Source organism: uncultured Halorubrum sp. (assembly GCF_937146585.1).
GTDB lineage: Archaea > Halobacteriota > Halobacteria > Halobacteriales > Haloferacaceae > Halorubrum > Halorubrum miltondacostae.
Genome location: NZ_CAKZRO010000047.1, coordinates 16,222 through 42,288 on the forward strand (window position 1 = coordinate 16,222; position 26,067 = coordinate 42,288).

The 26,067-nt window shown below is 71.4% G+C and carries 27 protein-coding genes; 14 read left to right on the forward strand and 13 right to left on the reverse strand.

Annotation, left to right across the window (positions count from 1 at the left end; all coding sequences use genetic code 11):
* Positions 1-23 precede the first annotated feature (23 nt).
* Both Q0116_RS04055 and menD read left to right on the forward strand, forming a co-directional pair.
* Positions 24-416, forward strand: coding sequence for a DUF5830 family protein (locus tag Q0116_RS04055; protein ID WP_297885750.1), 393 nt, complete (start codon positions 24-26; stop codon positions 414-416).
* 99 nt (positions 417-515) lie between these two features.
* Positions 516-2,429, forward strand: a complete 1,914-nt coding sequence (gene menD / locus Q0116_RS04060) for a 2-succinyl-5-enolpyruvyl-6-hydroxy-3-cyclohexene-1-carboxylic-acid synthase (RefSeq protein ID WP_297885752.1) — start codon at positions 516-518, stop codon at positions 2,427-2,429.
* Between the two features lies 1 nt (position 2,430).
* Here the strand turns inward: menD and Q0116_RS04065 are convergent, their stop codons facing one another.
* Together Q0116_RS04065 and Q0116_RS04070 are read right to left on the reverse strand one after the other, a co-directional pair.
* Positions 2,431-2,880: a hypothetical protein gene (locus Q0116_RS04065; protein ID WP_297885754.1), complete on the reverse strand. Its 450-nt coding sequence runs from the start codon at positions 2,878-2,880 to the stop codon at positions 2,431-2,433.
* Positions 2,881-2,933: 53 nt separating this feature from the next.
* Positions 2,934-3,299, reverse strand: coding sequence for a BsuPI-related putative proteinase inhibitor (locus Q0116_RS04070; protein ID WP_297885756.1), 366 nt, complete (start codon positions 3,297-3,299; stop codon positions 2,934-2,936).
* A gap of 136 nt (positions 3,300-3,435) precedes the next feature.
* Here Q0116_RS04070 and Q0116_RS04075 point away from each other — a divergent pair, with 136 nt between their 5' ends.
* On the forward strand, positions 3,436-4,251 hold the full coding sequence (locus tag Q0116_RS04075) for a DUF2797 domain-containing protein (protein ID WP_297885758.1): 816 nt from the start codon (positions 3,436-3,438) through the stop codon (positions 4,249-4,251).
* Positions 4,248-4,907, forward strand: coding sequence for a trimeric intracellular cation channel family protein (locus Q0116_RS04080; protein ID WP_297885760.1), 660 nt, complete (start codon positions 4,248-4,250; stop codon positions 4,905-4,907). The genes Q0116_RS04075 and Q0116_RS04080 overlap by 4 nt, the downstream gene beginning before the upstream one ends.
* Before the next feature lie 32 nt (positions 4,908-4,939).
* On the opposite strand, the gene Q0116_RS04085 is transcribed toward Q0116_RS04080, so the two are convergent.
* From Q0116_RS04085 to Q0116_RS04100, 4 genes are all read right to left on the reverse strand, one after another.
* Positions 4,940-5,986 (reverse strand): ABC transporter permease, encoded by a 1,047-nt coding sequence (locus Q0116_RS04085; RefSeq protein ID WP_297885762.1) that lies wholly within the window; start codon positions 5,984-5,986, stop codon positions 4,940-4,942.
* Positions 5,979-7,994, reverse strand: a complete 2,016-nt coding sequence (locus tag Q0116_RS04090) for a PrsW family intramembrane metalloprotease (RefSeq protein WP_297885764.1) — start codon at positions 7,992-7,994, stop codon at positions 5,979-5,981. The genes Q0116_RS04085 and Q0116_RS04090 overlap by 8 nt, the downstream gene beginning before the upstream one ends.
* Positions 7,991-9,028 carry an ABC transporter ATP-binding protein gene (locus Q0116_RS04095; protein WP_297885766.1) on the reverse strand — a complete coding sequence of 346 codons (1,038 nt, stop codon included), beginning with the start codon at positions 9,026-9,028 and terminating at the stop codon, positions 7,991-7,993. The genes Q0116_RS04090 and Q0116_RS04095 overlap by 4 nt, the downstream gene beginning before the upstream one ends.
* A 153-nt stretch (positions 9,029-9,181) precedes the next feature.
* Positions 9,182-9,697 carry a DUF21 domain-containing protein gene (locus tag Q0116_RS04100; protein WP_297885768.1) on the reverse strand — a complete coding sequence of 172 codons (516 nt, stop codon included), beginning with the start codon at positions 9,695-9,697 and terminating at the stop codon, positions 9,182-9,184.
* 470 nt (positions 9,698-10,167) lie between these two features.
* Between Q0116_RS04100 and Q0116_RS04105 the strand changes: the two genes are divergently transcribed.
* A complete protein-coding gene (locus tag Q0116_RS04105) occupies positions 10,168-10,599 on the forward strand; it encodes an SRPBCC family protein (protein WP_297885770.1) in 432 nt (143 codons plus the stop codon).
* 85 nt (positions 10,600-10,684) lie between these two features.
* Here the strand turns inward: Q0116_RS04105 and Q0116_RS04110 are convergent, their stop codons facing one another.
* Both Q0116_RS04110 and Q0116_RS04115 read right to left on the reverse strand, forming a co-directional pair.
* Positions 10,685-11,167 carry a VOC family protein gene (locus tag Q0116_RS04110; protein WP_297885772.1) on the reverse strand — a complete coding sequence of 161 codons (483 nt, stop codon included), beginning with the start codon at positions 11,165-11,167 and terminating at the stop codon, positions 10,685-10,687.
* Positions 11,168-11,347: 180 nt separating this feature from the next.
* A complete protein-coding gene (locus Q0116_RS04115) occupies positions 11,348-11,797 on the reverse strand; it encodes a DoxX family protein (protein ID WP_297885774.1) in 450 nt (149 codons plus the stop codon).
* A gap of 69 nt (positions 11,798-11,866) precedes the next feature.
* Here Q0116_RS04115 and Q0116_RS04120 point away from each other — a divergent pair, with 69 nt between their 5' ends.
* Positions 11,867-12,286, forward strand: a complete 420-nt coding sequence (locus tag Q0116_RS04120; protein ID WP_297885776.1) for a helix-turn-helix domain-containing protein — start codon at positions 11,867-11,869, stop codon at positions 12,284-12,286.
* A 424-nt stretch (positions 12,287-12,710) separates the two neighbouring features.
* On the opposite strand, the gene Q0116_RS04125 is transcribed toward Q0116_RS04120, so the two are convergent.
* Positions 12,711-13,613, reverse strand: a complete 903-nt coding sequence (locus tag Q0116_RS04125) for a hypothetical protein (protein WP_297885778.1) — start codon at positions 13,611-13,613, stop codon at positions 12,711-12,713.
* A 128-nt stretch (positions 13,614-13,741) separates the two neighbouring features.
* On the opposite strand from Q0116_RS04125, the gene Q0116_RS04130 reads away from it, so the two are divergent.
* Complete coding sequence (locus Q0116_RS04130; RefSeq protein ID WP_297885780.1) at positions 13,742-14,215, forward strand: hypothetical protein; 474 nt, start codon at positions 13,742-13,744, stop codon at positions 14,213-14,215.
* 22 nt (positions 14,216-14,237) lie between these two features.
* Here Q0116_RS04130 and Q0116_RS04135 read toward each other — a convergent pair whose 3' ends face one another.
* A complete protein-coding gene (locus Q0116_RS04135; protein ID WP_297885782.1) occupies positions 14,238-14,516 on the reverse strand; it encodes an acylphosphatase in 279 nt (92 codons plus the stop codon).
* Between the two features lie 83 nt (positions 14,517-14,599).
* Between Q0116_RS04135 and Q0116_RS04140 the strand changes: the two genes are divergently transcribed.
* The 5 genes from Q0116_RS04140 to Q0116_RS04160 all read left to right on the forward strand — a co-directional run bounded on the left by Q0116_RS04140 (position 14,600) and on the right by Q0116_RS04160 (position 21,640).
* On the forward strand, positions 14,600-16,063 hold the full coding sequence (locus Q0116_RS04140) for a phosphomannomutase (RefSeq protein ID WP_297885783.1): 1,464 nt from the start codon (positions 14,600-14,602) through the stop codon (positions 16,061-16,063).
* A gap of 283 nt (positions 16,064-16,346) precedes the next feature.
* Positions 16,347-17,498, forward strand: coding sequence for a BMP family protein (locus Q0116_RS04145; protein WP_297885786.1), 1,152 nt, complete (start codon positions 16,347-16,349; stop codon positions 17,496-17,498).
* Between the two features lie 173 nt (positions 17,499-17,671).
* Positions 17,672-19,279 carry an ABC transporter ATP-binding protein gene (locus tag Q0116_RS04150; RefSeq protein ID WP_297885788.1) on the forward strand — a complete coding sequence of 536 codons (1,608 nt, stop codon included), beginning with the start codon at positions 17,672-17,674 and terminating at the stop codon, positions 19,277-19,279.
* Positions 19,276-20,595, forward strand: coding sequence for an ABC transporter permease (locus tag Q0116_RS04155; protein WP_297885790.1), 1,320 nt, complete (start codon positions 19,276-19,278; stop codon positions 20,593-20,595). Before Q0116_RS04150 ends, Q0116_RS04155 begins: the two co-directional genes overlap by 4 nt.
* Complete coding sequence (locus tag Q0116_RS04160; protein ID WP_297885792.1) at positions 20,588-21,640, forward strand: ABC transporter permease; 1,053 nt, start codon at positions 20,588-20,590, stop codon at positions 21,638-21,640. The genes Q0116_RS04155 and Q0116_RS04160 overlap by 8 nt, the downstream gene beginning before the upstream one ends.
* 37 nt (positions 21,641-21,677) lie before the next feature.
* On the opposite strand, the gene fer is transcribed toward Q0116_RS04160, so the two are convergent.
* A complete protein-coding gene (gene fer, locus Q0116_RS04165; protein WP_297885794.1) occupies positions 21,678-22,478 on the reverse strand; it encodes a ferredoxin Fer in 801 nt (266 codons plus the stop codon).
* 167 nt (positions 22,479-22,645) lie between these two features.
* Between fer and Q0116_RS04170 the strand changes: the two genes are divergently transcribed.
* Positions 22,646-24,016, forward strand: coding sequence for a geranylgeranyl reductase family protein (locus tag Q0116_RS04170; protein WP_297885795.1), 1,371 nt, complete (start codon positions 22,646-22,648; stop codon positions 24,014-24,016).
* Between the two features lie 4 nt (positions 24,017-24,020).
* Complete coding sequence (locus Q0116_RS04175) at positions 24,021-24,476, forward strand: Rieske 2Fe-2S domain-containing protein (protein WP_297885797.1); 456 nt, start codon at positions 24,021-24,023, stop codon at positions 24,474-24,476.
* 44 nt (positions 24,477-24,520) lie between these two features.
* Here the strand turns inward: Q0116_RS04175 and Q0116_RS04180 are convergent, their stop codons facing one another.
* Positions 24,521-25,126 carry an isoprenylcysteine carboxylmethyltransferase family protein gene (locus tag Q0116_RS04180; RefSeq protein ID WP_297885799.1) on the reverse strand — a complete coding sequence of 202 codons (606 nt, stop codon included), beginning with the start codon at positions 25,124-25,126 and terminating at the stop codon, positions 24,521-24,523.
* Positions 25,127-25,336: 210 nt separating this feature from the next.
* The coding region (locus Q0116_RS04185; protein WP_297885801.1) for a M20/M25/M40 family metallo-hydrolase at positions 25,337-26,067 on the reverse strand (731 nt) is incomplete at its 5' end.

Consider the following 26,067-nt stretch of genomic DNA (forward strand, 5'->3'; position numbering starts at 1 on the left):
GGGATCGAACCGTTTCGCCGGCCGTGACGGAGCCGTCGACCCGCGACGAGAAGCTGGAACTCGGCGTCGAGCTGCTGGCCCACGTCGAACGCGAGGCGCTCGACCTCGCCGCGGCGGTCGACCGGATCGAGACGATCACGACGAGCCCGGCGCTCACGCGCGACATCCTCGACGCCGCCGAGAAGCGCGGCGTCATCGACCGCGACGGCGCTCGGCTCCGCGTCAACACCGGGGGTACCTACGTCGAGTACGAGAGCCAGGTCGTCGAGCGCGAGGGCGACTTCGACTGCCGGCGCTGCGGGACCTCGATCTCGACGGGCCACTTCGTCCGGCTGGACGCGGGCGAACTCGGACCGTTCGGCTCCTCGTGCGTCCGGAAGGTGACCGGGCGCGAGTCGACGTCGGAGCCGGAGTGAGGGCGGCTTCGGGCGCGCTCGCGGGCCGGCCGGGCGTGGGACCGCCGACCGTCGACCGAACCCGCCGGAGTATTTACGTCGGCGGCCGAAGCGACGGCAATGACCGCGCCGAACCGGAACGTCCTGTGGGCGAACGCGCTCGTCGACGAGCTCGTCGCCGCGGGCGTCGACGCCGTCGTCGCCTCGCCGGGCAGTCGCTCGACGCCGCTGACCGTCGCCGCCGCGAGCCACGAGGAACTCACGGTGTTCTCCCAGTTGGACGAGCGCTCAGCCGCGTACTTCGCGCTCGGCCGTGCTCGCCGGACCGGCCGCGTGACGCCGCTGATCTGTACCTCGGGCACCGCCGCCGCCAACTACCACCCCGCCGTGATGGAGGCGAGCGAGGCCCGCGTCCCGCTGCTCGCGCTCACCGCGGACCGGCCGCCGGAGCTCCGCGACTCGGGGGCGAACCAGACCGCGGACCAAGAGAAGCTGTACGGCGACGCGGTCCGGTTCTACAAGGACCTCCCCGAGCCGGCCGCGAACGACCGAGCGCTCCGGTCGCTCCGCACGACGGTCGCGCGCGCCGTCGCGACCGCCGAGGGGGCCGACCAGGGGCCGGTCCACCTCAACGTGCCGTTCAAGAAGCCGCTGGAGCCGACGCCGGTCCCGGGCGACGTGCCCGACGACCTGCCGGCCGCGGCCGAACTGGGCCGCGACGGCCCCTACGTCGACGTGACGGCCGGCGCGCCGGAACCGGGCGACGACGAGCTCCGGGCGCTCGCGGGCGAGCTGAGCGAGGCCAGCCGCGGCCTGATCGTCGCCGGCCCCGCCGACCCGCCGGGCATCGACCCGGAGGCGGTCGCGGCGCTCGCGCACGCGACGGGCTTCCCGGTGATCGCCGACCCGCTCTCCGGGCTCCGGTACGGCGGTCACACCCGCGTCGCGCCCGTGATCGGGCGCTACGACGCGTACCTCTCGGCCGACCTCGCGGACGAGGAGGAGGAGTCGTGGACCGATCCGGACGTCGTGCTCCGGCTCGGTGCCTCGCCGACCTCAAAGCGGCTCCGGAAGTACCTCGCCGCCACCGGTGCCGACCAGTACCAGGTCGACCCCGCCGGGCGGTGGCGCGAGGCCGAGTTCGCCGCGACCGACCTCGTCGTCGCCGAGCCGAGCCGGCTCTGCGCCCGCCTCTCGCGGCTCGTCGGGGGCGGCAGCGGTGACGCGGACTGGCGCGCGCAGTGGGAGGAGGCGGACCGGGTCGCGGAAGCGGTCCACGCCCGCGAGTGGGACGGGATCGACGCCGAGGTCGCGGTCGGCGACGAGGGCACAACCGACGACGAGACCGCGATTGAGGACGTCGACGCCGGGTTCCACGAGGGGGACGCGCTCCGCGCGGTCGCCGAGGCGCTCCCCGACCCGGCGACGCTGTTCGTCTCGAACTCGATGCCCGTCCGCGACCTCGACCGGTTCGTCGGGCCGACGACCGCGAGCGTCACCGCCCTCGGCAACCGCGGCGTCTCCGGCATCGACGGCATCGTCTCCAGCGCGCTCGGCGCGCGCGCCGGGACGACCGACGACCTCACGCTCGTCCTCGGGGACCTCGCGCTGTACCACGACTCGAACGGGCTCCTCGCGGTCGAGCGCTGCGACGCCGACGCCACGGTCGTGACGGTCAACAACGACGGGGGCGGCATCTTCCACAAGCTGCCGATCGAGTCGTTCGAGCCCCCGTTCACCGAGTCGTTCAGGACCCCGCACGGGCTCGACTTCGAGCCGCTCGCGGCGCTCCACGGCCTCGAGTACGAGCGGATCGACGCGCGCCCCGACGCGCTCGCCGACCGGGGCGAGAGCCCGGCGGAGCGCGCGGACGCGGTCGCCGAGGAGGTCGCCGCCGCGGTCTCCCGGAGTCACGAGGAGCCGGGGTCGCACCTGATCGACGTCGAGACGGACGCCGAGGCCAGCCACCGCACGCGCGAGCGGCTGGCGGCCGCGGTCGACGACGCGGTCCACGGCGACGCGGGCGGCGAGTAGGTCAGGAGCGGGTCGGACCCGGGTCCCCGCGCCGGCTCCCGCCGAGCGTGACGCCCGCGTACGCGACGACGGCGAACTGGACCCCGATCCCGAGGCTCGCGCCGAGCGCGAGGGCGGCGGTGAGGACCGGACCCCGGTCTGGGCCGAGGAACCAGAGGGCGGCGGCCGACCCGACGAGGAACGCCGCGGTCGCGCTCGCGCCCGTCGCCAGCGCAGTCGACGTGGCGGAGACGTCCGCGTCGCGCAGTCCGGCGAGGAGCGCGACGCCGAACAGCAGGCCGTAGATCAGCAGGAACGCGGCGAATCGACCGCTCGCGACGTACACGGAGAGCGTCTCGGCCGACGGGAGCGATACCGACGACTCGAGCAGTATCGGCGCGAGCCGTCTGATCCCGCTGACCGCGAGCGCGACGACCGCGGCGACCGCCGGGGGGAGGGCTGCCGTGCGCATACCGGCGAACCGACGCGGGATTCACTTATAAAATCCGATCCGAGTGGCCGGCGTCACGCCACGTCGACGACCGATTCGGCCCGCGCGTCGCGCTCCGTCGCCGTCACCTCGCCGACGACGCGGTGGGTGCCGGACGGGGGATCGGGCCACGTCGCCTCGTACTCGACCGCCCCGCCGGGCGCGAGCGTCTCGCTGCCGAGCGCCTGCGTGAACATCCGCCCCGCGCCGTAGCGCCAGACCGTTTCCGCCCGCGATCCGTCGGACTCAGCCACGTCTCCCTCCGCGGGGTACGCGGTGAACTCCGCGCGCTGGCCCGTCCGGAAGTCGAGCGTCACCCGTTCCTGCCCGGCGTTCTCGATCCGCAGGGAGAGCGCCACGCCGTCGTCGGTCCGGGTCGCCGCGAGCGCCGCGTCGAGCATGCCTCCGTCTGCGACGCCCGCGGATAAAATACCTCGGCGGGCGGGGACGATACCCCGGGAGAGACGACCGCCTCGCGGCGCGGCGAATGCGCGCCCCGACGACGGCTATAAAACTCGGCTCCCCCTACCGTTCGGCGTGCAGGTCGTCGGCTACGAGACGGACGCCGCGAGCGACTCGCCGGAGTCCGACGGCGGTCGGGTCACCGAGTCCGCCGGACCGGTCGGCGGCGGGCTCTACGTCGCGAGCGACGGGAACGTCGACTTCGTGGCCGCCGACCCGGGGACCGAGCTCGCCTTCGGGCTCGGCGAGCGGCGCTGCGCGGGGACTGTCAACGAGGGGGACCACGTCGCCTGCGACGCCGCGGACGCGCCCTACTGCGACGAGCACTCGGGCGTCTGGGTGTGCGCCCGGTGTACCGGGACGTGTCTGAAAGACGAGATGGACTGCCACGAGAGCCACGCGATGTACCTCGCTGCGTTCGCGCCCGACGTGCTGAAGGTCGGCGTCACCCGCGAGTGGCGGCTCGGGACCCGCCTCCGCGAGCAGGGGGCCGACCGCGCGGCACTCGTCCGGACGTTCCCGGACGGACGGATCGCCCGCGAGGTCGAGGCGGAGCTGGCCGCCGGGGACGACCTCGTCGACCGCGTCCGGGTTCCGACGAAGCTCGACGGGTTCGGGCGTGCGGTCGACGAGGCGGCGTGGGAGGAACTCCTCGACCGGTTCGACCCGATCGAGCGGTTCGCGTTCGACTACGGGCTCGACCTCGGCGACCGGCCCGTGGCCGAGACGATGGCCGCGGGGACCGTCCGCGGGTGGAAGGGGCGAGTGCTGGTGCTCGACCGCGGCGGCTCGACGTACGCGGTCGACGCGCGCGACCTCGTCGGCTACGAGCTGACAGACGCCGTCCCGGAGCGCGAGCTCCAGTCGAGCCTCGGGGCGTTCGGCGGATGACCGGCGGCGTCCTGGCGACGCTGTTCGGCGACCCGTTCGCCGTCATGAACACGGTCGGGCTCGTCGCGTTCGCGCTGGTCGGCGCGAGCAAGGCGGTCCGCGAGGAGTTCGACCTCTTCGGCGTCGCCGTCGTCGGGCTGGCGATGGCGTTCGCCGGGGGCGTCACCCGCGACCTCCTCGTCTCGCGCGTCCCGCTCGCGCTGCGCTCGCCGGTCGAGGTCCTCCTCGGGCTGGTCGGGGTCGCGCTCGCGGTCGGCCTGAGCGCGTGGCTCGCCTCGCCCGACGAACACCCCGTGACGGTCGTCGCGGACGCGGTCGGCCTCGCCGCGTTCGCCACCACCGGGGCCATCGTCGCGACGGAGGCGGGCGTCTCGGCGTTCGGGGTTGTGACCGTCGCGACGATCAACGCCGTCGGCGGCGGCGCGCTCGCCGACGTCCTGCTCGACCGGGCGCCGTTCATCCTCTTCGAGGACTTCTACGCGAGTTGCGCGGTGCTGGGCGGCGTCGCGTACTGGGCGGTCGGCGCTGTCGGCGCGCCCCCCGGACTGGCCGCCGCGGCCTGCGCGGCGGTGACGGTCGGCCTCCGGCTCGTCGCCGTCGCCCGCGGCTGGCGGCTCCCGACCGCGAAGCGGATCGGCGACCGGTTCGTCGACTGACCCGGCTCGCCGACCGAACCGCACTCGATCCCTCAGCGACCCAGTCCCTCAGCGGCGACGACGCGACGGACGCCGAGGTACGCGGCCCCGGCGATCACGGCGTAGGCGACCACGAGGACGCCCGTCGCCGCGTCGGCGCTGTCGATCGCGAGCCGCGCCACCGCGTTCGCGGGCCCGCCGGCCATCGCCGTCGCGCCGCCGAACAGCACGAGGACCGCGACCGAGTAGAGCAGTTGGGCCGCCCGCCGGTCGGGCGCGACCGCCGAGATACCGACCGCGACGGCGACGACCAGCGCCGTCAGCGCTGTCATCAGCGCGAGGATCGGGCCGACGTTCGCGACCGACGTGCCGTTCGCCTCCAGGAGGAGGAGCCAGATCAGCGCCTGCCCGGGGGCGATCCCGATCGCCGCGGCAGCCTTGCCGTCGACGATCTCGGCCAGCGTGACCGGCGCGACGCGGAGCAGCTCCATGGTCCCCTGATCGATCTCCTCGGTGATCGAGTCGACGACGAGCGACCCGGAGATGAACACCGGGAGGAAGACGAGGAGCGGGATCAACACGGTGTAGGTGAACGTGAAGTACGGGCTGGTGTCGCTCCGCTCCGGCAGCGGCAGCGGCGAATCTTCGAGGAACGGGGCGCGCGCGTCCCGCTCGTTCAGCTCGTAGGTCCGCAGGAGTTCGCGCAGCTGTACGACGATCACCGTCGTCTCCACGGTGGCGTCGGGGGCGGTGACGACCGCCGACACCCGGCCCGACTCCCGGCGAGTCGTGACCACCACCGCGTCGGCCGCGTTCCGCTCGAAGGCGCCCCGGGCCGCGTCCGCGTCGGGGTACGCTGTGACCGACGCGCCCGGGACCTCGCTGGCGGCGCGCTCCAAGTCGTCGACCGCGTCGCCCGCGGCCGCGACCTCGACCTGCGCGCCGTCGAGTGCGCCGGGGTCGTACATCGAGACGAGCCCGACGACGAGGAACGACGAGAACATCGCGATGAACAGCTGGATCCCGATCGCCAGCAGGATCGTCTTCTCGGCGCGCAGCCCGGCGAGCTCCCGCCCGGCGATCGTCAGGCGGCTATCCAAGGCTCACCACCCCCGCGTTGTAGGCGGCGTGCCCGAGCGTCGCCAGCGTCAGGGCCAGCGCGTAGGCGGTCCGCCCGCGACTCGCGCCGACGCTCGCGAGGCCGGTGGTGACCGCGTGGAGGGCCAGCGGCGCGAAGAACAGCGCGGCCAGCGCGAGCGGCGGCAGCCCGGAGAGGCCGGCCACGTCGCCGAAGGCGGCCCGGCCGAGGAAGAGGTCGGTGAGCCCGACCGCCTGGACGACCGCGGTGGCCTTCTCCGCGAGGAAGAACCCCGTCCCCGAGGCGAGCCCGACCGCGAGTGCGACGCGGAGGGTCCCGTCGCCGTCGCCGGCCGCGACGCCGTCGAGCCGTTCGAAGACGCCGCGCTCGAAGCCGGCGTAGAGGCCGACGCTCTTGGCGACCTCCTCGATGAAGGCGATGGTGACGAGCAGCACCGGGATCGACACGGTCACCGGCAGCGCGAACAGCACCGCGACGGCGAGCAGCTCCGCGACGAACACGAACGGGATCGTACAGGCGGTGAGGAACGCCACGCCTCCGAGCGCGCGGAGCCGCCGGCGGTCGAGGGGCGCGCCGCCGGTCGGGACCGGGGAGAGGCGGACCGCGAGCGCGTCGAGGAACTTCCGCGTCACCGGCTTCTGCGAGAACATGTCCTCCTCGCGGTAGACGCCGAGCCCGAGGCCGAACAGCAGCGCCGCGCCGACCGCCATCGGCGCGGTCGAGAAGAGCACCTCGCCGGCCGAGACGGCCTCGCCCTGGAGGTCGAAGACGACGAGCGTCAGCGGCGAGACGAGCGCGACCGGCGTCACGTTCGTGAAGATGGCCGGCACGAACGCGTACGTCGTCAGCAGGACGCTCACCCCGACCGTGACGAAGGTGAGCTCCTTGAACGACCGCGCGAACATCGCGCCGACGAACGTCGCGCCGAGGAAGGTCGCGGCGACCGGTGCCACCGCTATCACCGACAGCGCCCCGCCCCCGACCGCGAGCGCGATGAGCGTCGTGACGACCGCCGCGGCCGCGGCGTACGGCAGCGTCTTGCCGGCGACGATCTCCGCCGGCGACAGCGGCGTGACGAGTAGCGGCTCCCCCCGGCGGTTCGTCCGTTCGTCGAGGATCGAGGAGCCGTACGCCTGGATCAGGAAGTTCATCGGCACGAGGAAGACGAAGGCGAGGAGCAGCGAGGTGAACGGGAACGGCGGCGTGATCGAGCCCGGCGATCCGACCGTGTCGGCGCCGAACGCCGCGCCGCCGATGGAGGGCACCGCGAAGCCGCCGTCGCCGTCCGACCCATCGCTGCCGCCCACGGAGCCGACTCCGTCCGTCGTGCTGCCGTCACCGTCGCTTCCGCCCTCCCCGTCGCTTCCGCCGTCGCCGCCGTCGGACCCGCCGCCGGTCGACCCGTCGGAGTCGCTCGTCTGGTCGCCGTCGCCGCCGAGCGTCGTCCCCTCGTCGAACCCGGTCGTCCGACCGACGTACCGGAGCGTGACGGTGACCGGGAACGCGGCCGTCCGGTTCGGTTCGGCGCGCATCAGGCGCTCGTTGTGCGCCTCGACCGCCTCGCGGACCGACGCGGCCGCGGCCTCGCCCTTCTGGGTGTCGGTCGCGCGGACGACGACCGACTCGACGTCCCCGGGATCGATCGCGCCCCCGTCTTCGGATCCGGGTCGCACCACCGTCACCACGACCGCGTCTGCGGTGTCGCCGAGCGACGCCCGGCCGGCCGAGACCGCGCGCAGCGACGGCTCCGCCTCGATCGCGTCCGCGTACGGCGAGCCGGGGTCGACGCCGACGCGGTAGACGTCGCGGTCGACGTCGAGGCCGGCGACGCCGGTCGCCACGCCGACGCCGACGACCCCCCCGGCGACGAGGAGCAGGGCGACCCCCGCGGCGAGGGTCTTCCGGTCGACGCCGCCGGACGCCCGGGCGGACTCCCACTTCGCGACGCGGAGCACTCGACGGGCGGCGACGGCGATCCGGCGACCGAGGCGGCGCAGCCGATCGGTCACTCGGTCGCCTCCGTCGCCGTCGCGGCCGCGGTCTCCGCCCCCTCGTCGCCGTCTCCGCCGCCGTCGCTTTCCCGGTCCGCTCCGTCGTCCTCGTCTCCGTCGGCGTCGTCACCGATGTCGCCGGTGAATCTCCCTGGCATCGGTCGCCCGACGATGTCGAGGAACACGTCTTCGAGGCTCGGCTCGCGGCTCCGGATGTCGACGACCTCGCCGCCCGCGTCGGCGACCGCCTCGCGGACCGCCGCGACCGCGTCCATGTCCGGGACGGTCGTCCGGTAGCGGTCGCCGACCTCCGCCGTCGCCGCGTCGAGGTCGGCGAGCGCGAGCGTCGCGGTCGGTTCGACGTCCGTGAACACGCGGTAGGTCGTCTCGCCGTGTCGCTCGCGGATCCCGTCGACGCTGCCGCGGGCGACGATCCGGCCCTCGTTCATCACCACGACGCGGTCGCAGACCGACTCCACGTGGTAGAGGTTATGCGCGGAGAAGACGACCGTCTTCCCGGTCTCGCGGAGCTCGCGGGTGAACGCCAGCACGGAGTTGGTCGTCACCGGGTCGAGCCCGGACGCGGGCTCGTCGTACACCAGCACGTCCGGGTCGTTGACCAGCGAGCGCGCGATGGCGACCTTGCGTTTCATGCCCTTCGAGACGTCGCCGAGGCGGCGCTCGCGATGGTCGAGTTCGAGCCGGTCGAGCGCGGCCTCGATCCGCTCGTCGGCCACCTCCCGGGGCACGTCGTAGAGGTCGGCGAAGAAGCGGAGGTACGACAGCGCGGTCATCTCCTCGTACAGCGGCGACTCCTCCGGCAGGAACCCGAGGTGCCGGCGCATCTCGGGGTCCGAGGCGTCGAACCCGGCGACGGTCACCTCGCCGTCGGTCGGCTCGACGAGGCCGGCGATCACCTTGAGCGTCGTCGTCTTTCCGGCCCCGTTCGGACCGACGATCCCGAACACCTCGCCGTCGTCGACGGCGAAGTCGCTGTCGACCACGGCCGCGAAGTCGCCGTAGGTCTTCCGCAGCCCCGACACCTCGATCATGCCTGCGCTTCCGCCGGCTCGCGGGTTAAACCCACGCCCGCGGTTATCGGCCCCGAGAACGCGGCGAGGGCGGGGGACTGCGAGCCGCACGAGCGACCGAGAGAACGCCGCGGGCGACGATCGCCTGGATGTCCGTCCCCGTCGGAAGACTCGTCACTCCGTGTACGGCTTCTCGATGCTCCCGTCGCCGCTGATGTACGCGTTCATCCGGCGCGTCACCCCGTCGAACAGCGTGATGAGCGGCGAGAGGACGCGTTCGACGAGCCGGACCGGCGACGCGACGCGCAGCGACCACGTCTCCGCGTTGCCGAGGCCGAACGCCTTCGGGACGATCTCGCCGAAGACGAGGACGAGGACGCTCGTACAGAGGGTCGTTACCACGATCGCGGGCCCGGCGGGGAGGTAGCTCGCGATCAGGACGGTCACGACGCTCGAGATGGCGATGTTGACGACGTTGTTCCCGACGAGCAGGGTCACGAGGAGGCGGTGCGGGTCGTCGTGGAGCCCTTTCAGGACGGCTCCCCGCGGGTCGCCCGCGTCGGCCTGCCGCTCGAACCACTCGGCGGGCAGCGAGAAGATCGCGGTCTCGGAGCTGGAGAAGAACGCGCTGAACCCCAGTAATACGATCACCGCCGCCACGCCGACCGCGCCGAGTGCGACTCCGACCATGTCGCGTGTCGAGAGAGAACCCCAAAGAGGGTGTCGGAGGGGTCCGGCAGGTGCGGCGCATCTGCGCCGCTCACCGGTCGGCGGCGAGCGGTGCCGGGGAGTCGCCCGGCGAGAGAAGACGGTCGGCCCGCGTTACTCCTCTTCTTCCTCCTCCTCGACCGGTCCTCGTCCTCGTTCCCAGACGGCGTCGGCGGAGGTGTCGTTCGGTGCGGTGTGCGAGACGTCTTTCATGGTATCGCGATCGCTTGCCATATTGACAGCTGGTAGCCCGGACCCCCGTATTAACCCTTCGTGGAAAGAGATAATGAGACCTGATACCATATAAGGTATTAATATTCTCTCGCGAGGGGCCTCCTCGGTCGATGGACGAACTGCCAATTAGGCGGGCTCGGACCGCATCGAACCGCACGAACGTGCGGAGATTCTCGCGGACCGCAGCGATGAGGGTCGCCGGCGTCGGACGACGCTGCGTGGACACCACAGCCGAGCGCGACGCCCGAACCGCGGTGGTCCGCGAGGGGGCGACGCTCGCGGTCGGTCGCGACGTCGACGCCCCGGCGGAGCGGACGGCGACGGCGCTCCGCGACACGCAGCGGTGGCCGGAGTGGAGCCCGTCCGTTCGGGGCGTCGAGAGCACCGACCGGTACGTCGAGACCGGGACGACGGGGCGCGTCCGGGTCGCGTGCCGCTGGGTCCCCTTCCGCGTGACGGCCGCGACGCGGCTCCGCTGGGACTGGCGAGTCGCCGGGGTGCCCGCGACGGGCCATCGCATCGACCGCTACCCGGGAGAGTCGGGTCGGTGTCGAGCGGCTATCGAGGTCCCGCTGGTCGCGGCCCCGTACGTCCCCGTCTGTCGGCGGGCGCTCGACCGATTCGCGGCGCTCGTCGAAGGAGCCGAGTGAGTCGGGCGACGGGGCCGGCTGAGCACGCCGAGCGCGCGCAGTCGTCCCACCCAGCCCGTCGAGCGCGCGTCGTCGCCCGCCCGTCTCACTCCTCGTGACCGCCCTCGAACGGGTCGATGACCGCGCTGCCCGGCTCCGCCTCGTCGCGGGTGAACCCCGGCCCCCGCGTCGCGAGCTCGAAGACGAGCCCGTCGGGGTCCGAGAAGTAGACGCTCTTGAAGTAGGTCCGATCTTTCACCTCGGAGACCCGGACGTCGTGGCCCTCGAGGTGCTCCTTCCACTCGCGGAGCGTCGCCTCGTCCTCGACGCCGAACGCGAAATGGTGGCTCGCGCCGGGGCCGGGCGTCCCCTGCGAGCGGGGGTACTCGAAGTAGGTGACCGTGGTCCCGGGCTCGCCCTCCGGGGTCGACGAGAAGTAGTAGTGCGGCGTCCCGGGGTCGTCGTAGTTCTGCGTCCGCTTGACCGTGTGCCAGCCGAGCACGTCCTCGTAGAACGACTGGGTCTCGTCCATGTCGGTACAGATGTTCGTGACGTGGTGGAGCCCCGTCGTCGGCGGCGCGTCGGTCATGGTGCGTGTGATCGGTCGTCGGGAGGGCAGTTAGTCGTACTGGCGACTCCGGGGCCGTCGTGTCGGTGGCCGGGAACAAGGCGCGGCGGTCGCGGAACGGGTCGTTCGGGCGGTTCGGTCGTTCGATACGGTCAATCGGCTCGGCCGAGGATCGGGACGGTCAGCAGCTTCGGCCGCGGCTCAGAACAGGCCCAGCCCGACCGCGTACGGCCACGCGGTGCCGCCGACCGCGAGCAGCGCGAGCGCGGCGCCGGCGCCGTAGACGTTCTTCAGGAAGCTCGTCATCTCGTTCTGCTTCTCCTCTGGGTCGTCCATCGACCAGAAGTCGTGCATCGTCACGGCCGAGACGATGAGGAAGAAGGCGAGCGAGCCCGCGGCGAGGACCGGGAACGCGCCCGCGGCGACGGCGAGGCCGCCGAGGGCGAGGACGGCCCCGGAGGCGATCACCGAGAACTTCGGCGCGGGGAGGCCCTTGAACTCGGCGTAGCCGGCCATCGTCTCGAGGTCGGTGAAGTGGTTGAGGCCCATGAACGCGAGCGTCGCGCCGAACAGGATCCGGCCGAGCAGGAAGAGTTCGCCCGCGAGTGGGGTGTCGAACTGGAGCGGTAGCGTCGCGAATTCAGCTAACATCGTGTAACCTGCTATACGGGCGTAACCCATTTATCGCTTCCCGGACAATAGAGTTAGTAGGTAACACCGATGTCATCACAGGACCTTTCCGCGGCGGAGTCGGCGGAGACGGCGGATTCGGGGGCTGAAGCGGCTGGCGAGGCGACGGAGACGGACGCGACGGCGGCGGCGACGACGCCCGACACGCCCTGCCCGGTCGTCGACTCGATCGAGCAGATCGGGTCGCAGTGGCGGCTCGTCGTCCTCCACGAGCTGTTGAACGGCGAGTCGCGGTTCAACGAACTTAAACGCGAGACCGACGCGAACGCCCGCACGCTCTCGCGCGTCCTCGACGACCTCCAAGAGACCGGGTTCGTCGACCGGCGACTGGAGGAGGACTCGCCGGTGGCGACGTACTACAGCCTGACCGCCAAGGGCGAGTCGCTCGCCCCCGTCTTCGAGGAGATCGACTCGTGGGCCCACGAGTGGCTCGCCGAGTGCGACGCGTAAGCGTGTGTTAGCAGGATTGGATTTCGTTTATAAATAGACATCCGTTCCCGGGCTGTTTGTTTATAAACTACTAACAGCGAATCGTCGATGTAGGCATCTAAAGCCCCAGTCGCGAGGGCGGCGCACGCTCGCTGCGCTCCTCGGTCGCTCGCGCTGCTCGCTCCCTGCGGTGCTTACGTCGCCTGCGCCGCCCTCGCGACCGCCCCTTTGAGTCCCGCCCCGTACGGCACCGCAGCCTCACACCTCCCCAGCCTCGTCGGCCGGCCTCCGCTTCGCTCCGGCCCGCCGACTCCCTCGCGCGTGCTCCTCGCGTCCGTTGGACGCTCGGAGGCACGCGCCACCGCCTCACAAATCGATGAGCGGCGCTGGCAGGCTCATCGGTTTGTAAATCGTGCCGCCGCGTCGCGCAGCCGCTGCGTCGCTCTCACACGTACTTTCGCGCGAACGCGTACAGGTCCGGGATAACGTACGCCGCCCCGCCCACGGCGAGAGCGATCACGAGCGGGATCCCCCACGGGCTGTACCCGTCGAGCCGTATCGACCATCGCAACAGCCCGGCGGCCTCGACGGCCGGCTGTACGAGGTACACGCACCCACCGACCGCGGCGGCCGCGGGCGCGTGGACCGCCGAGACCCGATAGCCGTAGGCGCTGCCGGCGATGAGGGCGAGGCCGAGAGCGGTCACGAAGGCGGCATAGATGAGCGCGCCGAACCCGCCGAGCGGGCCCGGTCCGTAGAGCGTGAACTCGTAGACGCGCTCGTCCGCGAACACGTAGTACAGGCCCCCCTCCTCGGGAGCCTCCTCGATGTCGATCCCGGTGTCTCCCGGAGCGACGTCCAGCCCCGAGGGAACCGGCTTCGAGATCGAGACGCCGCCGTCGTCGGAGTCCGCCGCCACCGTGAAGAAGCGCTGTCCCCGTTCGGAGAGGTCATCGTATTCGAAGGCGAACCCCTCGCAGTCGACGAACGCGACGCTGACGTCTCCGGAGTCGGCGTCGTCCGTCGGGAAGAAACACGCCAGTTCGCCGTCGTCCCTGACGAAGTTCCAAGCCCCCGACCGGAACTCGGACGGGAGGTCGTCGACGGCGACCTCGTCGCGATCGCCGGCAGCCTTGACGGAGGCTTCACCGCGATCAGAGCCGGCGTCGACGACGTCCCGCGCCGCCCCGGAGAGGTCCGCGTAGCGGTGGACTTCGCTGTCCGTTCGATCCACCGAGTACGTAACCGGGGCCGGGTCCGTCGCGCCCGCGACGGCGCCGGCGACGACCCCGACTCCGACGACGAACAGACAGAGGGCCGCGAGGAGTTCGGGTGACGGGCGATTCATCACCTCTTCCGACCCTCCGACGGCGTATGTGTTTTGTGTGACCTCGATTCGGCGACGGCGCTCCCGGCGCGGGCGAAAGGTGCTTGCCCGCCGAAACGCACACCCTTCTCCGGCGCGTACGGAGCGCTGTGTACGCCGGACTGAAGAACACCCCCTGTTGCCTGTGCGGCCGGGACGACACCCACACCCGGATCGCAGTGCCGCCGCGGGCGCTCCGGCTCATGGAGAACGGCGGGCCCATCGCGTGGCGCGACGTCGTCGGCACGGTCACGCTCCGCTTCTGCGCCGACGACTGGGACCTCGTGAGCGACCTCGCCATCGAGATGGACGCGCACCCGCTCTCGCGGTGTAACGCGGCGCACGTCTCCCTAGACCTCCGCGAGGACCATGAGGCGCTGCTGTCGGCGACGAAGGCCGAGACGGACCAGACGGAACTGGAGGCGCGCCTGGCGGACGAGGCCGAGGCGACCCTCGACGCGGTCGACGACCCCTACACCGAGGAGCGCGACGTCGTGGAGGCGATCGTGGTGTTGCGTGCGCTAGAGGAGCTCGGCGTGCGGGAACGCCCCGGCGACGCCGCCGCGCTGACGGGCGACGACTGAGACGACCGGGGCGGGCGCTCGCTCACCACCTCACCTCGAACCCGTCCTCGCCCTCCGGTTCTCCGTACTCGGCGTCGACGTCGTCGACCTCGGCGGCCCGGCTTCCGGTCTCGCACCACTCGACCATGTCGCGGACGTCTCCCTCTGGGCCCTCGAAGACGGCCTCGACCCGGCCGTCGTCGAGGTTCCGTACCCAGCCGTCGACGCCCGTCTCGCGGGCCGTGTCGCGGGTCGTCGCCCGGTAGTAGACGCCCTGAACGCGGCCCGAGACGAACACGTGCGCGCGAACGCGGTCGGTCATCGGTCGGTGGTGCGACGCGCTCCCTGTTAAACGGCCCGCCCGCAACCGACGCCTACTAACTCCCGCGCGCCGACGTGGGCGACATGGACCTGTTCGGAACCGCCGGCATCCGCGGCGGCGTCGAGGACCGCGTCACGCCGTCGCTCGCGCTCGCCGTCGGGCGGGCCGTCGGCGCGGCGATCCGGGACCGAGCCGACGAGTCGACCCCCGACCCCACCGTCGTGCTCGCCCGCGACGGGCGAGTGACCGGCCCGGCGCTCGCGGCCGCGATGGAGGCCGGCCTCTCCGCCGGCGGCGTCGCCGTCCGACGCGCGGGACCGCTCCCGACGCCGGCGCTGGCGCACGCCTCGCGCGGCCGTCACGGCGTGATGCTGACGGCCTCGCACAACCCCCCGACCGACAACGGGATCAAGCTGTTCCGCGACGGCGTCGAGTTCGACCGCGACTTGGAGCGCGCCGTCGAGTCGCGGGTCGCCGACGAGGCGCCGGTGGCCCCGTGGGACGAGTGGACCGCGGCGACCCGGGTCGACCCGCTCGGCGACTACCTCGAACACGTGCGCGAGTACGCCGCCGGCTTCGGCGCGGACCTCGACGGGCTCCGCGTCGCCGTCGACTGCGGCAACGGGATGAGCGCGCCCGCGACGCCGACCGTCCTCCGCGAGCTCGGCGCGGACGTCGTCACGCTCAACGGCAACGTCGACGGCCACTTCCCGGGCCGCGGGAGCAAGCCCACGCCGGAGACGCTCGCCGATCTGCGCGCGTTCGTCGCGGACGCCAACGAGGGCGTCGAGAGTCCCGGGCGCCCGGCAGACGGGGGGAGCGGAGCGGGAGCGGACGCCGACGCGGACGAGACCGAGGGGTTCGCCTTCGGGATCGGTCACGACGGGGACGCCGACCGGATTGTGATCGTCGACGCCGACGGCGAGGTCGTCCACGAGGACACGGTCCTCGCGGTCCTCGCGGAGCGGTACACTCGCGCGAGCGACGCCGGGGACCCGGTCGTCGTGACGACGCCGAACGCCTCCGGGCGGATCGACGAGCGCGTCCGCGACGCCGGGGGCCGCGTCGAGCGCGTGCGGCTCGGCGCGCTCCACGAGGGGATCGCCGCGGTGCGCGCGGAGGGCGCCGCCGACACCCGCGTCGTCTTCGCGGCCGAGCCGTGGAAGCACATCCACGTCGCCTCCGGCGGGTGGATCGACGGCGTCGCCTCCGCCGCGGTGATCGCCCGCCTCGTCGCCGACGAGGGGCTGGCGGCGCTCCGCGCCCCGGTCACGGAGCGCCCCTACCGGAAGGTGAGCGTCGGCTGCCCGGACGACGCGAAGGAGTCGGTGATGGACCGGCTGGAGACGGCGCTGCCGCAGGCGTTCCCCGCGGCCGCGGTCGACACCGACCACGGCGTCAGGCTGGAGTTCGACGACGCCTCGTGGACGCTCGTGCGCCCGTCGGGCACGGAGCCGTACGTCCGGGTGTACGCCGAGAGCGACGACGTAGACGAGCTCGTCGCCGACGTCGAGGACGTGGTCGAGACCGCGGTCGCGGCGGCGTAGGCGGCGAGGGCGTGTCGGCGGAGAGAACGTGTGGGCGGCGAGGGCGTGTCGGCGGCGAAGGCGTCATGGGCAACGTCGACGGAAGACGGCCCGGGCGCTGCGCGCGTCGGTGGCCTCGCGTTCTGTCCCCGTTTACGACCGTGAATGATACGGGTCCGTGGATCGGAACACCGATCGAGGCCCGCTTTTACCCGGTATTCTGCCGTCTCGTTTCACGAACGTGCCTCCCTCTCGGCGCGGGAACGACGAATTTATGCCGCGTTCCGACGGGGTTACGAGTGAGATGGCATCCGACTTCGATCGGCGGCGGTTCATCAAAGCGGCAAGCGCAGCGGGCCTCGTCGGCCTCGCGGGGTGCGGTGGCGGGCCGAGCGACGGCGAGAACGAGTCCGACGGCTCGGACGGCACGGACGGCTCCGACGGCTCCGACGGGTCTGACGGCTCCGACGGCGGGGACGGGTCCGACTCGCCGCCGGCGACGGTCGGTATCGTCTACTCCGACGGCGGACTGGGCGACAACTCGTTCAACGACGCGGCCCAGCAGGGCATCCTCCAGGCCGAAGAGGAGTTCGGCATCGAGTACAACGAGGCGGAGCCGGAGGGCGCCGGCGAGTTCTCGCAGTTCCAGCAGCGGTACGCGAGTTCGACCGACCCGAACTACGACCTCGTCTCCACCATCGGGTTCAACCAGGGCGACGCGCTCTCCGAGACCGCGCCGCAGTACCCCGACCAGGACTTCATGATCGTCGACACCGTGGTCGAGGAGCCGAACGTCGCGAACTACCTCTTCCGCGAGGAGGAGGGGTCGTTCCTGATGGGCGTCCTCGCCGGGGAGCTGTCCACGACCGACTTCTCCGCCGGCGCGGGATCGACCGACCCCGACTCGACGAACGTCGGGTTCGTCGGCGGCGTCGACAGTCCCGTCATCCGCCGGTTCCAGGCCGGCTTCGAGGCCGGGGTCGACTACGCGACCGACGACGTCGACGTCATCACGAGCTACGTCGGCAGCTACGCCGACCCCTCGGGCGGCCAGGAGGCGGCGCTGTCGATGTACCAGAGCGGCGCCGACATCGTCTACCACGCGGCCGGCGCGACTGGCGTCGGCGTCTTCCAGGCCGCGCAGGACGAGGGCCGGTTCGCCTTCGGCGTCGACCAGGACCAGTCGGTCTCCGAGGAGTCGTTCGCCGACGTGATCGTGGCGTCGATGGTGAAGCGCGTCGACACCGCGGTGTACGAGTCGATCTCGAACGTCATCGACGACAACCACCAGGGCGGTAGCACGACGGCGCTCGGGCTGGAGTCCAACGGCGTCGAGTGCGTCTACGGACAGGAGATCGGCGACGACGTCCCCGACGACATCGTGTCTTCGGTCTCCGACGCCCGCGACGGCGTCATCGCCGGCGACATCGACGTCCCGGACACCACGAGCAACTGAGCCGAGGGCGGCGAGCGCTCGGTCCGAGTCCGACGCGGCGAGCGTTCCGGACCGGGTCCGACGCGGCGGCCGAACTTCCACTTTTTCGCGGTACGGTTCGCCGAGTGACAGCTCTCGCGTCCCTCGGCCGCGAATCCGCGCGTTTTTAGGGACTGCCACGGAGTTACGGGTGAATGAACCCGGCGGTCCACTTGGACGGCATCACGAAGCGATTCCCCGGGGTCGTCGCGAACGACGACGTTGATCTCGCGGTGGAGCGCGGGAGCGTCCACGCCCTGCTGGGCGAGAACGGGGCCGGAAAGACCACGCTGATGAACGTGCTGTACGGACTCTACGAGCCGACCGAGGGGACCGTCCGCCTCGACGGCGAGCCGCAGTCGTTCGACTCTCCGCGGGACGCGATCGACGCCGGTATCGGTATGATCCACCAGCACTTCATGCTGGTCGACCCGATGACGGTGTGGGAGAACGTCGTCCTCGGCAACGAGCCGACGACGTGGGGCGGGCTGCGCGTCGACAAGGAGGCGGCCCGCGAGGCGGTCGTCGAACTGAGCGAGCGCTACGGCTTCGACGTGGACCCCGACGCGGCGATCGCGGACGTCTCCGTCGGCGAACAGCAGCGCGTCGAGATCCTGAAGGCGCTGTACCGCGGGGCGGACGTGCTCATCATGGACGAGCCGACGGCGGTCCTCACCCCGCAAGAGGTCGAGGAGCTGTACGGCGTCTTCGAAGAGCTCACGGAGCAGGGGAAGACGATCATCTTCATCTCCCACAAGCTCGGCGAGGCGCTGTCGGCGGCCGACGACATCACCGTCCTCCGCGACGGCGTCAACGTCGGGACCGTCGCCGCGGAAGACGTGACCCGGGAGGACCTCGCGGAGATGATGGTCGGTCGGGAGGTGCTGATGGAGCCCGCGACGACGCCGCAGGAGGCCGGCGACCGCGTGCTGAGCGTCAGCGGGCTGGACGTCGACGACGACCGCGGCGTGCGGGCCGTCTCGGACCTCTCGTTCGAGCTCCGGGCCGGCGAGGTGTTCGGCATCGCCGGCGTCGACGGGAACGGGCAGTCCCAGCTCGTCGAGGCGATCACCGGGCTGCGGGAGCTGGCCGACGGCGAGATTCACTACCTCGGCGAGTCGCTTTCGGGGACGACGCGCCGCGACCGGATCGACCGCGGGATGGCGTTCATCCCGGAGGACAGACAGGAGCGCGGACTGGTGATGTCGTACGACCTCACCGAGAACGCCATCCTCGGGAGCCAACACGACCAGCCGTTCGCTCGGGGCGGGCGACTGGACTGGAGCGCGTCACGCGACCACGCCGAGTCCGTCATCGAGCAGTACGACGTCCGGCCGCCCGACGCCGCGGCGGAGGCGGAGGCGCTCTCCGGAGGGAACCAGCAGAAGTTCATCGTCGGCCGCGAGTTCGAGCGCGACCCGGACCTCGTCGTCGCGATGCACCCGACCCGCGGCGTCGACATCGGCTCGACGGAGTTCCTCCACGACCGGCTGCTCGAACTGCGCGCGGAGGGGAAGGCGGTCCTGCTCGTGTCCTCGAAGCTCGACGAGGTCCAGGGCCTCTCGGACCGGCTCGCCGTGATCCACGAGGGTGAGTTCAGCGGCGTCGTGGACCCGGCGACCGTCACCGAGGAGGAGATCGGGCTGCTGATGGCGGGCGAGACGCCCGACGACGACTCGGTCGAGGCCGCCTCCCTCCACGAGGAGGCGACCGACCAGATCGCGGGCGACCCGACGGCCGACGGCGACGAGGTGGACGCGTGAGCGACGCCGGACCGGACGCGGGCGGGACCCCCTCCGTCGTCTCCCGACTGATCGCGCCGTTCGTCGACCGGAGCGTCGCGGAGCGGCTGGTGATAAGCGTCGCCGCGATCCTCCTCTCGATCGCCGTCGGCTTCGTCATCGTGCTGATCTCGGGCAGGATCGCCCAGTGTTCGACGGCCGCGTGGACGATGCCGCTCACCGGGATCGGCTTCTGTTACGACCCGATACAGGTGTACGTCGTGCTGTTCAACGGCGCGTTCGGCAACCCGATCGCCGTCGGCGAACCCGGGCTGTTCAACCCGAACTGGACGCCGTTCAACCTCTCGCTCGGGCTGACGCTCTCGGAGACGACGCTGCTCATCTTCACCGGGCTGTCGGTCGCCGTCGCGTTCCGGGCCGGCCTGTTCAACATCGGCACGCAGGGCCAGCTGGTCGTCGGGGCGCTCGCGACCGCGCTGACCGTCATCGCGGCCGCGCCGCTGCTGCCCGAGGGTCCCGTCGGCGGTGCGGTCCTGATCGTGCTCGGCACCGCGGCCGGCGCGGTCGGCGGCGGGTTCTGGGGCGCCATCCCGGGCGCGCTCAAGGCGTACGCCGACGCCAACGAGGTGATCACGACTATCATGCTGAACTTCGTCGCGGCGAACGTCGCGTACGTGCTCGTGCTGGAGGTGTTCCGCGCCGAGGGGTCGTCCGTGGTCGCCACGCAGTACGTCCCGGAGTACGCCCAGTTCCTGCCGTGGTTCTTCCCGCAGTCGGCCGACTTCGCGGTCGTGGCGCTCCTCGTCGGGATCGCGTTCATCGGGGCGCTCTACTACCTCATCGAGCACACGTCGTTCGGCTACGACGTCCGAACGAGCGGCGTCCAAGCGGCCGCCGCGGAGTACGGCGGCGTGAACGCGAAGCTCACGACCGTCCGCGCGATGACGCTGTCCGGCGCGCTCGGCGGCATCGGCGGCTCGGTGTGGGTGCTCATGTCCGAGGGCCGGTGGATGGCCTCGATCCCGAGCCTCGGCTTCGACGGGATCACCGTCTCGATACTCGCCGGGAACAACCCCATCGGAGTGTTGCCGGCCGCCTTCCTCTTCGGCATTCTGAAGGGCGGCGCCTTGGAGATCGGGTTCCGGACGGACGTCCCGACCGAGCTCGTGGGCGTGCTGCGCGGGCTCATCATCCTGTTCGTCGCGATGCCGGAGTTCTTCCGGATGATCGGCAAGTACGCGGGCATCGGCGCCGGGGGTCCCGGCGGCGGGGTCCGGACCGACCCCGACGAGACGGACGGGGCCGTCGGGACCGACGGAGGTGAGGCCGATGCGTAACCCGATCGCCGACCTCTCGATCCCGATCCTCGACGACCTGATCGAGTCCGACTACACGCGGTCGCTCGTCGTCGGCGTCGTCGTCGTGTTCGGACTGCTCGGTATCGTCGGCGCGGCGTTCCCCGACTCCGTCGCCGGCGACCTCGCGGGCATCGCGTTCTCGACAAGCACCGCCACGTCGACGGCGCGGCTCGCGGCGCCCATCGTGCTCGCCGGGCTCGGGGGGATCTTCGCGGAGAAGTCCGGCGTCATCAACATCGGCCTGGAGGGGCTGCTCATCATCTCGGCGTTCGTCTCGATCTACGCGGCGTCCGTCGTCGGGATCGGGAACAGCGTGCTGGGTATCCCCGCCCTCGCGGTCGCGTTCCTCGCCGGCATCGCCGCGTCGACGGCGCTGTCCGCGGTGTTCGCCGTCGTCTGTATCGAGTTCAAGGCGGACCAGATCATCGCCGGGCTGGCGGTCTGGCTCATCGCGCTCGGGCTCGCGCCGTTCCTGTCGCGGGTGCTCTTCGGCGGCGTCAACACGCCGAACCTCGGGGCCAGCGTCGGCTGGCGGTACTTCGCGGCGCTCGTCGTGATCGCGACGCTGGGCTCGTGGTGGCTCCTGAACCGGACCACCTTCGGCAAGCACCTCCGCGCCTCGGGGGAGAACCCGAAGGCGCTCGACACCGTCGGCGTCTCGGTCTCTCGGGTCCGGTACGCCGGCGTGCTCCTCTCCGGCGTGCTGTCCGGCGTCGGCGGCTCGGCGCTCGCGCTGTCGATCGGGCAGTTCGTCGGCTCCGGCGAGACGATGGTTCAGGGCAAGGGCTTCATCGCCATCGTCGCGTACCTGTTCGGCAACTACAATCCGCTCGGTACGCTCGGGGCCGGCGTGCTGTTCGCCGGGCTCGACGCGACACAGATCCGGCTCCAGCAGCTCGGGTACGCGATCCCCGACACGCTCGTCCAGACGATCCCGTACGTCGTCGTGATCGTCGTGCTCACGCTGGTCGGACGGACGCAGATCCCCGAGGCAGCGGGCGAGCACTACGAGACCGAAGAGTAGGTCGCGCTCCCGGGCGGCCATCGCCGCGGCCGGAGCGTCAGTCCGACGCCCCCGCCCCCTCGGTCGGGGACGGCAGCCGCAGATCGGCGAACGCCTCGGTGTCGCCGATCCCCGTGACGATCTTGACCTCGTCGGTGATCGGGACTCCCACGCACGAGAGCCGGGCGTTCGCCTCTCGGATCTGCTCGTCGGAGAGGATCGACTGCCCCGGCATCGCCACGTCGCCCTCGACGACGACGACAGCGCAGTTCGAGCAGGCCCCGCCGCGGCAGGCGTACGGCCACGAGCGGCCGCCCCGCTCCGCCGCCTCCAGGATCGACTCGCCGGGCTCGACGAGGAAGCGCCCGTACTCCGGGAGGTCGAGGTCCGCGTCGGCCGCCTTCTCGAAGAGGTCGTCGTCGGACAGCGACCACCCCCGCTCCGTCAGCGCGTCGCGGTCGAGGTGGTAGACGGTCGAGGGCGATCCGGTCCGGACCGGCTCGACCGACCCCTCCGCGTACCGCCGGACGACGTCGGCCGCCTCGTCGACCGGCTCGTCGGCGAGCGCGTCGAACCAGTCGCGGACCGTCGCCGGGGCGAGGTTCGACTCCGCGGCGACGGCCTCCAGGTTCACCCCCTCGAGCCGGGCGACGGTGGAGACGAACCGCGACGAGTCGAGCGCCGCGACCGTCTCCTCGATCCACTCCTCGGAGCGGTCGTACCACGAGGCGAGCTCCGCCGTGCCGATCCCCCTGTCGTACGCGACGGCGATCATCAGCGCCGCGGTCGCGTCCGCCGAGCGGACCTCCGGGAGCCACGCCCGGACCAGGTCCGCGTCGGTCTGATCGAGCTGACCCATACCCGATCGTCCGTCTCGGAGCCGTTAAACGGTGAGCCTGAACAGTTAGGCTCGGCCGCCGGCATCGCCGGGCGGCGTCGGGGCCGGCCGGCGGTCGAAATCCGTCCCATCGAACCCGACCGAAACGGGAGCAAAGAGTTTTGACGGGCGCACGACACGGTCCGGTAATGGATATCGACGAGTACGACGTCGTCGTGGCGGGGGCCGGGACCGCCGGCTGTTACGCCGCCGCGACGATCGCGAACGAGGGGCTCGACGTCGTCATCGTGGAGCGGAAGGACGCCGAGGAGGCCGGCCACATCGCCTGCGGTGACGCACTGAAGGGGGCCGACGCTTTCCCGGAGGCGATCCCGAAGGACCGACTCGAGCCCGCGTTCACGAACACCGGCGTCGACCACGGTCGCTTCGAGATCCCGCAGGAGGACACGGTCCTAGAGATCCCCGTCCCCGGCGAGCTCGCCGTCATCGACCGCTGGGAGTACGGCCGCCAGCTCATCTCCGGGGCCGAGGACGCGGGCGTCGACTTCCACTACGACACCGTCATCAACGACGTGAGACAGGACGAGAGCGGCCGCGTCACCGGGATCCACGCGGTGCGGAAGGGCGACCCGCGGACGTACGAGGCGGACATTGTGATCGACGGCGCCGGGTCGCTCTCGCTGCTCCAGGACAAGGCGGACTTCGCGGGGACGACCTTCGACACGAACGTCCGGTACTCGCAGTTCTGCTCGGCGTACCGCGAGATCGTCGACGTCCCGGAGCCGGTCGAGTGGGACGACGCGCTGGTGTTCAAGGCGACTGACCGCGCGGCGGGGTACCTCTGGTACTTCCCGCGGACCGCGACGGAGATCAACGCCGGCCTCGGCTTCCAGATGACGGAGGAGCCGATGCAGCTCGTCGAGTCGCTGAAGAAGGACCTCCGGGACCGCCCCGAGTTCGAGGGCGCGGAGGTGCGCGACAAGCTCGGCGCCGCGCTGCCCACCCGACGCCCGTACGACTCGGCGGTCGCGCCGGGGTACATGGCGGTCGGCGACGCCGCGGGGCACGTGAACCCGACGACCGGCGGCGGCATCGCCGGCGCGGCGTACGCGGGCAAGTACGCCGGCGAGCAGGCGGTGAAGGCGATCTCGGACGGCGACGTCAGCGAGGAGAACCTCTGGCGGTACAACACCCGCGTGATGGACCACTTCGGCGGCCGGTACGCCGGTCTCGACGTGTACAACGTCCTCGCGACCGCGGTCGACGTGGACAACCTGATGGGCCTCCTCGCGTCGCTGCCGGGTGAGAAGCTGGCGGAGGCGCTGTACGAGGGGTCGACCTCGATGTCCTTCGGGCTGAAGCTGAAGGCCGCGGTCAAGAGCTTCGGCTACTGGGGGACGATCCGGAACTTCTACCAGACGAAGTCGCTGGCCGACGAGCTGATCGGCCACTACGACGAGTACCCGACGAGCCCGGCCGCGATGGCGAACTGGACCCGTCAGCGCGACTCGATCATGGACCGCGTGTACGAGACGACCGGCGCCGACGCGAAGTACTGAGGCCGTGAGCGGGTACCGGCTCACCACCGTCGAGACCGTCCGCGAGCGGGGGTCGTGGGCGTTCACGGCCCGCGAGGGCGACGCGGACCGCGAGGTGCTCCTCGTGCCCTGCGCTGACGAGCCGGACGAAGAGGGGGCGAGTCCGGATCAGCCCGTCCGCGCGTGGATCAACCGCTGTACCCACGAGGACCAGCGGCTCCACCGCGAGGGCGTCGGCGCGGTCACCCGCGGCGGGTCGGTCGTCTGCCCGAAGCACGGCTCGGCGTTCGACGCCTGCGAGGGGTCCTGCGACAACGGCGAGGCGGCGGGGACGACGCTCCGCTCGGTGGACGTGACCGTCCGCGACGGCGCGGTGTTCCTGACCGACGGCGACCTCAACTACCTCCGCGAGGGGCTGCCGGACGAGGACGGCGGCGACGGCGACGAGGGCCCGTCGTCAAGTTCGCACCTGACGTTCTGACCGGAGCGCTCGGCGAAACGGATACCCTCCCGGGGACACCAGTGTTACGAATCGGCGTCGGCCCGAGTGGATCGAATCGCGTCCGCAGCCCGACGTACTGACCGTATCCCGACGAAACGCGGCACGCTTTCGGCGTATTCGGCGTATCCGTCGTACCGCTCTCGGAGCCACGGCTCCTCGATGAGGGACTGTGCGACCATCCAGGCGGTGATGGCGCAGGCGAGTATCGCGACGAGGAGTGACGACGAGGCAATCGCCAAGGCCCACCACAGGAGGATACCTCCGAGGTTCTGCGGGTTTCGCGTGTAGCGGTACAGCCCGTCCGTACGAAGTTCTCCGACCCGTCCCTCCGTCTCCTTCTCCCCCAGGTCGGCGGCCGATCTCATGAGTAGACCGGCCGCGAAGACGGCGACTACTCCACCGACCGCCTGCGACCAGAGCGGAATTGTCACGCTGCCGGCATCGAGAACGACGGTGGGGAGCGTACACAACACGAAGCCGTTCGAACAGAGCAGGTACACGCGCCGTTTTCGCTCGTCCGTGCCCGGCGGCCAGAACCGGTAGTCGTCTCCGAGCGCGGTGGCGGTGAATCCAACGAGGAGGACCGTGGCACAGAGGAGCCCGACGGCGAGCGGGACGTACGCCAGCATCGTCTCATATCGTACGGATAACTGTTTGAAATTTCTTTTCCGTTCAACTATCCGACCTTTTGAGCCTGCGGCCCCGTCACTCCGTTCGGAGGCGCGCCGCGAGAGGTAGGTGGGATGCGGCGCATAGATTTCGCGTTCCGAAGCGCCCTCACAGACATCGAATCGGTCGGTTTTACGGTTGAAATCAGTGCCCCTACAGACTCGGTGTCGTTACGGCTGCGTCTCGGCGACCCGCCGAATCGCGCCGGCGATCACGTCGATGCCGACCGACAGGTCGTCCTCGACGACGTCGAAGTCGGTCGTGTGGTGGCCGCCCGGGTGGTCGGTGCCCACGCCGAGGTAGCAGGCGAGCCCGCCCTGCTCCTGGACGCGGTTCATCAGGTACGTGGCGTCCTCGGAGCCGCCGAGCTCGTCGCTGTCGACGATGTTCGCGACGCCCTCGACGTCGCCCGCGGACTCGCGGACGAGGGCCGCGAGCGCGTCGTCGCTCGTCGCGCTGGGCGCCTCGCCGAGCGTGGACACGTCGACCTCGCAGTCGTGCATCTCCGCGGCGGAGCCGAGGATCCGGTCGGCGTGGTCGGACATGTACTCCGCGAGCTCGGTCGTCTGTCCGCGGAGTTCGCCCTCGATGTGCGACTCCTCCGGGATGATGTTCGTCGCGGTACCGCCGCCGACGAGCCCGGCGTTCACGCGCGTGGGCCCGTCGGCGTGCCGCGGGATGGCGTAGAGGTTCTGGACCGCGGCCGCCATCGCCTGGACCGTGTTGCGGCCCTGCTCGGGGCGGGCGCCGGCGTGCGCGGGCTCGCCGGTGAACTCCGCGAGGAAGTGCCGCACCGCGAGGAACCCCTCGACGCCGCAGACGACCTCGCCCGACGGGTGATCGAGGCCGACGTGGACCGCGTAGAGGTAGTCGACGTCGTCGAGGTGGCCCGACTCGGCCA